Raw genomic sequence first — 12469 nt, forward strand, 5'->3', positions numbered from 1 at the left:
GCATTGTTGGTTATCAAATCCATAGGGTTGTTATGTTCAGTATTTATTACGGGCGCGGATAATTTATGACCTGTGCCCTGGCTTCATATTCTCTGGCCTGCGCCTCATAGATGCGTTGTTGTGCTGCATACTTACCGGCCTGTTGCTCATATATGCTGCGCTGCACCTCCTGCTTTTTTGCCTCTTCTTCGTATATGCGCTGCTGTTGCCGGTACTGCTCCTGTTCCTTTTTAAACTGTTCCGTCCGCGAAAGGGAGGCCAAACGCACGGGTTTGGTGCCCGGCGGGGCAATCAGCGTATCCGTTGTAACAGGCGCAATGAGCGTAATAGTATCTGTTTGTCTGGTTCCCCGGGTTTGGGCAACGGCTGCTACCAGCATTACTGAAAGCACCAGGATGCTTGCGGCAAAAAATATACTTTCTGTTATACTAAGGGTCTTATTTCTATTGCTAACGATACGGACTACTCTTTGCAACAGCTGATTCTTTTTGCCTGGAAATGCTGTGGCATAGGCGGATCCATACAGGGCATGCTCTTTAAAACTAATCAGCGCCTGTACGAAATCTTCTTTATTACCCGTTTGTCCAATGGCAATATCATCACAGCAATTTTCCCGCTCTTCCCTTAGTAAAGCCGATACCCATAACAGGCCTGGATTGAAGAAGAAGATGGCTTCTGCTATATGCTGGAGGTAATTAACGAAATAATCTCCGCGGCGGATGTGTGCCAACTCGTGCAGTAACACTGCCTCCACCTGTGCTGCGGGCAAACCTGTTAACAATCCCAATGGTATTAATATAACAGGTCTAAAACTGCCCGCTATCACCGGTACTTTCACATAACCTGATTCGAGCAATACCACTGCCCGCTCCAGCTTTAGCGTTTTGGCAAGTGCGTTTACCCGCTGCTGCCAATACCCGGCAGGGGTATACACCTTGTAGTTTCTTATACGCCGTGCATACACCTGTGCTGCAATCACCCTTACCAACCTGGCTATAAAAATAATAAGCCATATCATTACTATCAATGGTGCATTGGCTGTAAAATAATTACTGAAAGTATGAATCAGCTGCCCGCCGGTATCATAGCCAACAGGGACATGGAGTAATGGTAACAGGGTATCTGCAGTAACGTCATGATTATATTCATAAACAAAAGTGCCTGCTACTGTGAGCAGGAACAACAGGAATTGTACAAACACCCAGGTATATCTAACCGCAGCACTGGCCTTCCGTGTCATTATCAGTAACAGGCCGCTGACAATAGCCAGCAATAATCCCTGCCATAATGAGTGGATGAGAGTCCAGCTAAGCGCAGGTATTACCCTGCTGGTCCATGCGGTTAACCATAGTGTTTGCATATCCGGTTATTTTTTTTTGTCCATTTTATCCAGCAGCGCTTTCATCTTCTCTAATTCCGTTGATGAAGTATGGCCATTTCCCAGCAGCGCCATCATTAAACTACTGGGAGATCCGTTATACATCTTATCTACAAACCTGCGCAGGAAACTACCTTTTATTTTAGCCTCTTCCAGCTTTGCACTGTATACATGCTTCATATTGGTTTCATCTCTGTCCAGCATTCCTTTTTCCTTCATTACCTGCATCAGTTTTAAGGTGGAGGTATAAATAACAGCTTCCTTCTGCTCATTTAATTTATCATGTACAAACCGCACCGTAGCAGGACCATGCTGCCATAAGATCTGCAACACGTCCATTTCCGTTTTGGTGGGAATCATTTCATTGTCTTTCTTCTCTTTTAACATGTACTGAAGGTACGTAAACAAAACGTACGTTCCAATTATCAGGTCTATTATTTTCCCGCTTCTTTAGTAATCAGCTCCGCTAGCTGCCGGTATCGACTGATATTCATACTCATATAACAGTTCTTTTTCCCCAAACAATCTTTCGGCTATCAAACCACGTTCAATGCAGGCTGCTACCAGCATATTTGATTGCACAATGGGTTTTGATTCCGGAGTGTACTTGATACTACTTATAAATTCCAGCCAGGGCTCCTGCCCCATGGCATAAACGTACACTTCTCTGGGATGAAAGACATCAACAAGATGCATTCCTTTTTCAAAATCGCTGCCGGCCAGCCTCCTGGACTGATCATTGTCCCGCGCAAGGTCTTCCGTCAACAGCGGGCCATACAACCAGGATAGTGGCGCACCTTCACATTCCATGCCCAGGAACAATACATCTACATCTCCCATCATGCGCTGTACATGCTGATAGAGTCTGGCCTCCATTACCCTCGAGTCTGCCACAAAAAGAAAAGTGAATTTGTCTATTGCAATATGAAAACATGACTTGGTTCTGATATTAAGATCACTATGCTCACCGGTGAAGGGTAAACCTGTGATGGTACAGTTTTCAAACTTTATGGATTCCAGTTCATCAATCTCTATCACATTACTAAAGCCTATATGCTCAAATGTCAGCTTCAGGCTCGGGTCCTGCAGCGAACCACTGTTAGTGGCCGGCACAATAATATTTTTGATTTTATGTCTTAACGGGAGTAACGTTTCAAACACAATATGATCCTGGTGGTTATGGGTAATTAACACATAATCTATTACGTCCGGCAGATCGATATCAGAAAAATGTGTTACGCTGGATTCATAGCCATAATAGCTGATCAGCGGATCTACCAGGATGCTTACCTCCTTTGTTTCAATTAAAATACATGCATGGCCAAAGTAACGCATCCTGGCTTTATCGCCTTCATATTTCCTGTATTTGGGATGTTCCTGTGCGGTGAAGAAGGTGTCAAACAGGGGCCGGTGTTCTTCCTGCACACCCAGCATGGCGGCTATTTCATCAATGGATCCGGCTTCTCTTTTCATCCGGCTCAATGCATCTATTCCTGCATGATCAAAGGGTATATCCAGGTGTAAAATATGCGGCTCATCTAATTGTGGGGTACTTAAACAAAAAGGACGCTCATCATTATTGGTGATCCACAGCGCAATACTTTGTGAAGCCTTTGCATAAAATTCACTCCTGTACAACAGGGATTCAAAAAAGCGGAAAGAAGGATTATTATTAATATCGTATACCAGTTCTACGTAGCCTTTTAAAATATCCGGTACGCTATTATACAAAGGTTCCAGCGAAAACCCTTTAGGATGGGCTTTCAACAGCTTATCCAATTCTTTTATGGCCGCAACAAATGCAATGGCATTAGCTTGTTTTGCCGTGATTTCATCCCGCAATTGCTTCACTTCCTCCACCCGCTGTCCGTTATAATCCATAAATGGACCTCCCAGCATCCTGGGGTTACGCACAGCTGCTGCATGAATCTGAGGAGCCTGTATATAAGAGTTCATGATCTTCAGGTGTCGGTTCACTACATTCATAGCTGCCGTAGCAGGAGAAATAAGATGTGTCCAGGCATACCATCTGTCAACTAATGGCCCGATGATCACGTTGGGTTTGAGATAGAACAATTCCTTTTTCATAATGATATATTAATAACAGTGATAAGTTTAATTTGTACCGTTCCCTGAAAACATGCTTTTCCCGGTGTGTAATGCCAGTCCGGTCAACAAACCGCCTATTACGCCAGCTATCAGCAGTACAATTATCTTCGGCATCGATAATAAAAGGCCAAGCTTGTAAAAGACGCTGTTGTAGATCATATCAAAATATATATTCGCTGCCAGCCAGATCACAAAGCCTGATATGCATCCAACCGCGAAACCGGTCACCTTCCATCCCAGGAAAGTGGTCACTATTCCGAACAGCAGTACCGGGACTACAAAGCTCCACCAGGGTAAACTTTCTGCCATGCAGGTAAGGAACACCAGGGCACTGGTAATAACGCATGCCTTAATATTATCGGCGGTATTTTTTTTCATGGTGGTCGGGTTATTTTAAGGTCCAACAGGTGTTTGTTTGCGCTTTTGCTTCTGCTACAGACATAAAAAACTGTAGCGGATAATATTTACCCTTGCTCCAATCATCTGTAAAATTATCGTAGCTACTGCTGCCTGCATTGCCAGATTGTCCACCCGGATAAATGCCATAGGCTTGTGGCCTGTCGCCCAATTGAACAATCATTCTCCAGGATGGGCCCCAGTTGGACGAGATAGCGTTGATCGCTTCGGGATGACCGGCGGATGGCAGGCCCATTTTGCTAAGTGCCGGCAGATTGGCGAGGTGCATGATATTTACTTTATTGCAGTCTCCCCACCTGATGCTGCCTTGCGCTTTCAGTTGCCCGTACTCGCCGGCCGCAGCAATGAACGCTTCGGTAATAATATCACTGGCGTTCTCTTTCTTTACGGTACCTTGTTTATCAAAGAAATGACTGTCCGGCTGCTGTTCAACCAGGTTCAGTAATACATATTCGTCTGGCGGCCTGGTATAGAAAGGATAAGCGTTTAATTCATCCCAGGTATAGGCCGTAATATTTTTCCACCACAACTCGTACAACTTTGCATTTTCATCGTTGAAATTATAAGCTCCTTTCCAGGCGATCAGCATCTGCCATATTTTTTGTTGTGCTGCATTTAACCTGGTTGTATCGGTATTTTTTATCAATACCGGCAACGACTGTACGGCAAAGTCGTTGGTATTATCCAGTTGTATAGCTTCCATGGCGGGTATATCCAGGTCATTTCTTTTTTCGAGCAACTGCTGTATCCTGTTGGCTCTTGTTTCCGCATAATAACCATCATAATAATATGGATAGTCGGCATTGGTAGGATGCTGATTGGCGGAAAGCACAAAATTGCTGACAGGGTTATAAAGCTGCGGCAGGCTATCTGCCGGTATATACCGGGTATAGAGGAAATCGCTTTTAGTACCATCCATTATAAATTTACCCTGCCCCGGCCATTTAACGGCCATATTACCCTGGTGATTAATGGCGATGGTATTGTCTTTACAGGCAAAGGTAAAATTCTGTAACGGGCAGGCATAATGCCGGATCGCCGCTTTATAGTCATCATAATTCCGGGCCTTATTTAACTGAATAAATGTGAGGAATTCATTGGAAGGATGATGCAACTCCCATTTTAATGCATTATCCAGCAGATCAGGATTTCGCCCGGGAAAACTTTTGTTTGTTACAATAGGACCATGAATAGAGCTGTATACGGTATCATAGAAAGGCGCCTGGTCTTTTCTTTTTATCTCTTCTATCCGGTATGTCAACGGTAACCATTTTCCATCCAGTTCATATTTTTTATAATCGCTGGATATCTTTAGTTTGTACCAATCCTTTACATCATCTGCACCGTTTGTAATGCCCCAGGCAATGTTTTCATTAAACCCGATAACGACCGCAGGTGCGCCGGGAATGGCAACGCCATACACATTCATGCCTGGCGCAGAAAGCTGCAGTTCCATCCACACGCTGGGGAATGACAAACCCAAATGCGGATCATTGGCGAGAATAGGCCGACCTGATTTTGTTTTCATTCCGGAAACGGCCCAGCTGTTACTGCCCAGGCGGGGATTATAGCCATCTTCTGTCAGCACTGCATTGGAAGCCAGGAAGGAATAATCCAGGTAAGCCGGTTTTTGGGTCCGGGGAAGGGAAGCACGCGGGGCGGATGCTTCCAGGTTCATTACCGGCGTGCTATGCGTATTAAAATCCGGGAACAATTTATTAAAGTCTTCCTCTCCCAATGCCAGCATCATTTTAGATTGGAAAAGATCTTCCCCATAGCCTGTCATGGAATTGGCCATGCTTTTTAAGATCAGCACACTTTTGAGGTTAGACCAGGCTTCCGGCCTATAATCCATCAATTTGTATTCCAACGGCAGCTGGCGGTAGCTCAGCTCCTTTATATAAGCATTTACACCCCTGGAATAAGCCGTGAGCGCATGCTCCGTTTCGGGGTCCTGCTCTACCAGTTCCAACGTTTTCCTGGCTGCATCCAATATCCCTATACGCCGCTGATTACGATCATATTCCAGGAATTCTTCTTTTGCAAAAAGTTCTGACAAACGCCCTGCTGCTGCATAAGTAATAAAATCCATCTGCCATAAACGCAGATAAGCAGTTACATATCCCTGCGCAAAATAAAGATCTTCGGCATTGTCTGCATAGATATGCGGTACTTTCCTGTCATCAAAAAATATATTCACTGTATGGGAAAGTCCCGTTTTATCGAGCGCAAAACGGATATCTGTCAAACGGCGGTCATTCCCGTTTTGCACCGCTCCCATAAAAGGATGCAGCAGTTTTCCCAATGGTGGGAGATTGAATAGGGAAGCAGACAATGCATAGATTAAAATAATTAATGTCAGCAGCGGAAATAAGGAACCTGTTCTAAATTTCTTCATTAAAATCAGTTTTAGGCGTGCTTGTTTTTACAGTGCCCGAGTGCTATGAATGTCGCAGCAAAGCAATGTTGCGATAACTATCCCGGATGATACCGGCAATTTTTTCCGGATGTTTATGAATAAAAAAATGTCCGCCCTCCATTATTTCACAGTTGAATTTTGACCGTGTAAAGTGGCGCCAGTTGGCGATCTGCTCTACATACTCTTCTTCGCTGCCCATAATAGCATAGAGCGGGGCGCTGATGGCAGGTTCTATTTTTATTTCATTCTTTTCTACTATCTCAAAATCGGCTCTTAATATAGGCTCAAAGAAATCGAACAGCTCTTTGTCCTTAATGAATTCTTCCGGAGCGCCGCCCATATCCAGCAGCTCCTGTACAAATGCTTCGGAGGCCAGCTCGTACCTTTTTTTCCTGATCTGAACACCCGGACCTGCATTACCACTTACAAACAGGTAAGCCGGCGGCCGGCCGGCTTTTTCCAACATCCCCGACACCGTAAGTCCCAGGAAGGCGCCCATACTATGTCCGTAAATCAGGAAATGAGGACTTGTTACCCGTTTAATGATCTGGTTATAAAAGTCCAGTGCGGCCAGGTCAAAATCCCTTAACAGGCTTTCTCCAATTCTCCGCCCTCTGCCAGGTAGTTCCAGGGAAATGACTTCAAAATCCTTTAACAGGGATGCCAACTCCTGGAAGGAATAACAATTTCCTCCGGCAAAATGCAGTAAGAATAATTGTGGCTTTTTCATCAGGCAATAAAACTTGATTCGTGAATATTTACATTCTCTGCTATCAGCTTGCCACCATCCATTTTGTATAGCTTATCGGCACAGGAATAATATTTATCATCATGCGTAATGGCTATAATGGTGATATCCTCTTTCTTTAGTGCAGGAATGATTTCTGTATAAAATTTCTTTCTGAAATAAGGGTCCTGATCCGCGGCCCACTCATCCAGGATCAGCACCGGTTTTTCTTCCATAAGAACAGCAATCAGCGCCAGCCGCTTCCGCTGTCCTGTCGACAAATTGGTGGTGGAGAACTGCTTTCCTTCCAGGGTTACTTTCCCATCCAGTTCAAACAAGCGGAGGTAGTAATCCCATTTTTCTATGTCTACGGCTTCTACCCCATATAATTCATTAAATAAATAAAAGTCACTGAATACAACGGAAAATGCTGTTCTGTAATCCGGGTAGTTATCATTATTAATCAGGGTATCATTTAACCTGATTTCTCCTGCTGTTGGCATATGCAACCCCAGCACCGTATGTACAAAGGTGGTTTTACCGCTGCCATTACCGCCATAGATGAAAACGACCTCGCCTTTCCTGATATAGAAATTTACCGGCCCAATGCCAAAGGCGCTCTCTTCTTCCCCGTAATGGAATTTTAAGTCTGTGATAGTTATCTGATCAAATATTGCCCTGGAGATATATTTTTCAGGCAGGGAATTATTTAAATGGGCATTTTCCAGCTCATCTTTTAAATCTATGAGGTGATTGGCCGCCACTTTAGCCCTTGCCAGGATAGGCAATAATGACATCATCATTTCGAGGGATCCCAATAAATAAAGCAACGTAAAAACGAAGCTCACGATACTGTCCGTCTTAATATGCAGCGAAACGCTAAAAATAAGAAGGATAGCCGCTACGAGTATATAAAACAATACGCGTCCTACTATCTGGTTGTTGAGGAATCCTGTAAATGCAATGGTGTTATTCTGATAAGTATCATCGGCAATATCCAGGATCTTTCCTTCATAAATAGCTTTCCCTTTTCCCGGCTCCATATATATTTCCTTAAAGCCATTCAGTATCGTGTCAAAATGTTGCAGAAATTTATTCTCCAGGTTGCGTGCGTGCGCAAACTGCTGCAGGTTTTTGCCTGTGCTGAAATGATAAATGGCCACACCGGCTATCGCCACTCCCAGGGTAACCAGGAACAGCACCCATGAAATAAAAGCCATATACACCAGGCAGGAAAGCACTAAAATAAGGGCAGTAAAAAAATCTATGATGCTCAGGGAAGTTTGTGTTAATATGCTCACATCATGCACGATCGCTGCATAAATCTTATTTCGCCTGCTGTTTAACTGCTGATAATCTGCATTCAGTACTAAAGACAACACCTGCTTGCGGAGGCTCCAGAATAGTAGTTGCGATAGCTGTATGATGGTGAGAGAAAGTGTTCTCCTTGTCCAGATAAAAAGCAGGATGACCAACGAAAAAACAATAAGTAGCTCTCTGCTGATGATCGTATATTGCCCGGTTGCTATCTGCGCCAATACCCTCGTTACCAGGTTGATGAACAGAAAATTGCACAGGCCGGAAAAGATACCCAGGAACACGTTCAGCCATAGTTTCCATTTCCCTACCAGGGGCAATATTAATTTAAATACACGCTGCATATTCCTTTGTTAAAGTATGAGTTGATAAAAGTATTATACGGCCACGCCTACTACTTTTTCGATGCAGAGGTCCAATACATCCACAATCATGTTGCATTGCTCTTCATTAATAATTAAGGGAGGGCTTAATAATATATGATCCCCGGTAAAGCCATCGCAGGAGCCTTTTCCCGGGTATAATACTACGCCTTCCGCCAGCGCCAGCTCCCCGACCCGTTTGGCTATATTCATTTCAGGGGGAAATGGTTTTTTGGTAGCTTTATCTTCCACCAGTTCAATGCCCAGCAGCAATCCTTCTCCCCGTATATCTCCCACGATATCATATTTATACAGGCGCTTCATTCTTTCTTTCAGGTAGTCTCCCTGGATATTGGCATTTTGAACCAGGTTATTTTTTTTAATGTAGGAGATAACAAACTGGCCAACAGCTGCCCCCAGTGGGTTACAGGCGTAGGTATGCCCACCCAGGAAGAAATTATTCTGCTGAACAAAGGGCTCCATTACTGCTTTAGATGCCATTACGGCCGACAGTGGAAAATAGCCTCCGCTGATCCCTTTTCCTGCGGCAATAATATCAGGGATTACATTAAACTTCTCTATACCGAACCGAGTGCCTATTCTCCCAAATCCGGTCATCACTTCGTCTGAAATAAATAGCAACCCATACCTTTTGCATATTTCGTACATCCGTTCCAGGTATCCCGCAGGTGCGGGCACTGAACCCATCGCGGCTCCTACCACGGGTTCCAGCACCAACGCGGCAAACGTATCCGGGTTTCCTTCCAGGATCGTTTGTTCAAATTCACTGGCCAGCATGTCAACATATCCGGCTTCGCTCAGGTCTGCCGGCTTCCGGTAAATATTGGCGGCTGAAATGTGAGGAAAATGATTCATCCATTGGCTATAGATCCTTTTCCTGATGGGCATACCACCAATATCCAGCATAAACACAGAGTTTCCGTGATAGGAAGTATTCCTGGAAATTACTTTATACCTTTTCTCATCACCTTTTATCCGGTGATACTGCAACGCCAGTTTGATCGCGCTTTCTACTGCTTCTGTTCCACTTGTCACCGTCCATACTTTTTCAAAACCAGGAGGCGCAAAATCCACCAGGGTATCAAAATAATCTGCTACTACCCTGGAGCTAAAAGCATGTGTAGGAAGCACGCTTACTTTCAGGGATTGCTCCCTGATAATATCTGCAATTTCCGTAATGCCATAACCCAGATTGGATACCGCACAGGAGCCACTTGAAGCATCTAAATATTCCTTCCCTGATTCGTCATATAAATAAATGCCTTTCCCATATGAAATAGCAGGATAGTTTTTGGAATAATCAGGGCATACCACCGCCGAGCGAATTAGTGATCTCATAGTTGCTTTTTTATTAGTTAATAGATGAGGTTAGCCAGCCATCCGGAACAATAAGGTTCCTTTACCACGGAAAAATGATCGCCTGCAGTATGTACTATATTTACCTGTTGGAAATGATCTTCCCAGCCAGTGGGGACAGCCATGCGGGGACGCTGGTCGTCTGCTACGATCAGAGTTATTGTGTAGGGCAGCTTTTCCGTATAATCATATTTTATAGACAGTGATTTTTCACATAAGGTCCATAAATGGCTGAAACGCTGCTTCTCGGTTGCCAGTCCGTTTTCGTCGAAGAAATTGTCCAGGAACCGGCCTATTGCCTGTTTATCGGCACCCGTAGGCTGCCCTGCCGGCACACTTTCTATCAATACTACATCCGTTACTGTTATGCCGGTATTTTTCAATTGTTTCAACATTTCATATACCACAGTACCACCATAGCTATGTGCAAAGAGCCTGATCGTGCCGGAAGGCCTGATGGTACGTATGAGGTCAATGTTATGCGCAGCCATTGCTTCAATACTTTCCAGCGGTGCTTCTGCAGCTATCAGCCCTTTCATCTGCAGTCCGTAAACAGCTCCCGGCACCGGTAGTTGCTGCGCCAGTTCCAGGTAACCATCACTGATTCCCGGCATACCCGGTATTATAAATGTGGGGACAGTTTCATTTCCATCACGCAATGTGATGATATGAGGACGGGGTTGTCCTGCCTCACTGTCTGCCGCATCTATCAGGGCTCCCAGTAACGCAATGGTAGACTGTTGCATCAGGTCAATGAGCCGGATACCTGCCTTTTCAAACGTGGTATTTACTTTGTTGAGCAATCGGATCATCAGAAAGGAATGTCCACCCAATTCATAGAAGTTATCATTCACCCCTATCTTCTCTTTCCCTAATAGTTCCTGCCATATCAGCGTCAGTTTTTCTTCTGTTTCATTGCGTGGCATTACGTAAGCGATACCTGTTTCCATACCCAGGCTTTCCGGGGCAGGCAGGCGCTTCTTATCCACTTTACCATTGGAAGTTAAAGGCAGGGCATCCAGCTGTACGAAATAACCGGGTATCATATAATCCGGCAGCCGCCGGCCTAACCAGGCCCTCATGTCCGGGGTGTTCAACGCTTCGCTGCCGGCTATATAGGCCACCAGTTCTTTGTCTCCCTCCGCATTGGATCTGGCAATAACCACAGCAGCCGTTACCGCTGTATGCTCCTGTATGGCATTTTCTATCTCACCCAATTCGATGCGGTAGCCACGGATTTTTACCTGTGCATCTATCCGGCCAAGGTATTCCAGCTCCCATCCTGCCGAAATCTTAACCGTGTCACCGGAACGATATAATCGTTCGCCTGCCTTAAAGGGATTTTCGATAAAACGCTGTCTGTTCAGGTCATCCCGGTTCAGGTATCCTTTGGCAACACCGGCGCCACCTACATAGAGTTCTCCCGGTATTCCCGGCGGCAATAGTTGCTGATGCTGATCCAGCACATAACAGCTGAGCGTGGGAATAGGTATGCCGATATTGCTGATATTTTTTGAGATCTCTTCTTCCGTAATTTCTTTATAAGTAACATGTACTGTTGTTTCTGTAATACCATACATGTTTATCAGTTTAGTATCCGGATACCGCGCTTTCCAGCTTTTTAATTTACCCGGACTTAATGCTTCCCCTCCGAATATCACGTAGCGTAATTGCAAATCTGCGCCACCGGTTGCCACTGCTTCTTTTATAATATTATAAAAAGCGGAAGGGGTTTGATTCAGCACGGTTACACCTTCCCTGTTCAGCAAGGTGATAAAGGCTTGTGGGTCCCGGGCAGTGAGGGAAGGAACAACGATCAGTTTACCTCCGAATAATAAAGCGCCATACATTTCCCATACGGAGAAATCGAAACAATAGGAATGGAACAGCGTCCATACATCAGACGCATTAAAATCAAATAGGGGCTGATCGTTTTTAAATAAGCGCACCACATTGCTGTGGGTGATAAGCGTACCCTTTGGACGCCCGGTGGTACCCGAAGTATAAATCACATAAGCCGGATCATCGGACCTGCTGACAATTGCCAGGTTCTGCTTCGTATATCCGTCAGCGTTTTTACTGAAAGCCAGCAGCTCTTCTTCATCGATGACTACTTTACACTGGCTGTCGGCTATCATATAATCGATACGATCGGCTGGATATTCCGGATCAACAGGCACATAGGCGCCGCCCGATTTTAAGATTCCCAGGATAGCGATCACCATCTGTTCGCTACGACCCAGTTGTATGCCTGCCAGGTCGCCGGCTTGTATATGATATTGCTGCCGCAGGTAATCCCCCAGTTGATTGGCTCTTTCATTCAATGCTTTATAGGTAAGCGCCGTTCCTTCAAACACCAGTGC

9 protein-coding genes are annotated in these 12469 nt (G+C 44.9%); all 9 read right to left on the reverse strand.

All coding sequences use genetic code 11. The annotated features are described in order from the left end of the window. Positions 1-46: 46 nt before the first annotated feature. Complete coding sequence (locus tag AB4Z08_RS32770) at positions 47-1360, reverse strand: M56 family metallopeptidase (protein ID WP_441578010.1); 1314 nt, start codon at positions 1358-1360, stop codon at positions 47-49. A gap of 6 nt (positions 1361-1366) precedes the next feature. After that, positions 1367-1765 carry a BlaI/MecI/CopY family transcriptional regulator gene (locus AB4Z08_RS32775; RefSeq protein WP_441578011.1) on the reverse strand — a complete coding sequence of 133 codons (399 nt, stop codon included), beginning with the start codon at positions 1763-1765 and terminating at the stop codon, positions 1367-1369. Positions 1766-1828: 63 nt separating this feature from the next. Beyond that, positions 1829-3466: an MBL fold metallo-hydrolase gene (locus tag AB4Z08_RS32780; protein WP_441578012.1), complete on the reverse strand. Its 1638-nt coding sequence runs from the start codon at positions 3464-3466 to the stop codon at positions 1829-1831. A 27-nt stretch (positions 3467-3493) separates the two neighbouring features. Beyond that, positions 3494-3865, reverse strand: coding sequence for a hypothetical protein (locus AB4Z08_RS32785; protein ID WP_441578013.1), 372 nt, complete (start codon positions 3863-3865; stop codon positions 3494-3496). A 10-nt stretch (positions 3866-3875) separates the two neighbouring features. After that, positions 3876-6302: a penicillin acylase family protein gene (locus AB4Z08_RS32790; protein ID WP_441578014.1), complete on the reverse strand. Its 2427-nt coding sequence runs from the start codon at positions 6300-6302 to the stop codon at positions 3876-3878. Between the two features lie 43 nt (positions 6303-6345). Continuing rightward, positions 6346-7053 (reverse strand): thioesterase II family protein, encoded by a 708-nt coding sequence (locus AB4Z08_RS32795; protein ID WP_441578015.1) that lies wholly within the window; start codon positions 7051-7053, stop codon positions 6346-6348. Next, positions 7053-8711 (reverse strand): cyclic peptide export ABC transporter, encoded by a 1659-nt coding sequence (locus AB4Z08_RS32800; RefSeq protein WP_441578016.1) that lies wholly within the window; start codon positions 8709-8711, stop codon positions 7053-7055. The genes AB4Z08_RS32795 and AB4Z08_RS32800 overlap by 1 nt, the downstream gene beginning before the upstream one ends. Positions 8712-8744: 33 nt before the next feature. Then, on the reverse strand, positions 8745-10088 hold the full coding sequence (locus tag AB4Z08_RS32805; protein WP_441578017.1) for an aminotransferase family protein: 1344 nt from the start codon (positions 10086-10088) through the stop codon (positions 8745-8747). Between the two features lie 17 nt (positions 10089-10105). Continuing rightward, the coding region (locus tag AB4Z08_RS32810; RefSeq protein WP_441578018.1) for an amino acid adenylation domain-containing protein at positions 10106-12469 on the reverse strand (2364 nt) is incomplete at its 5' end.

The organism is Chitinophaga sp. RAB17, assembly GCF_052114225.1.
Lineage (GTDB): Bacteria > Bacteroidota > Bacteroidia > Chitinophagales > Chitinophagaceae > Chitinophaga.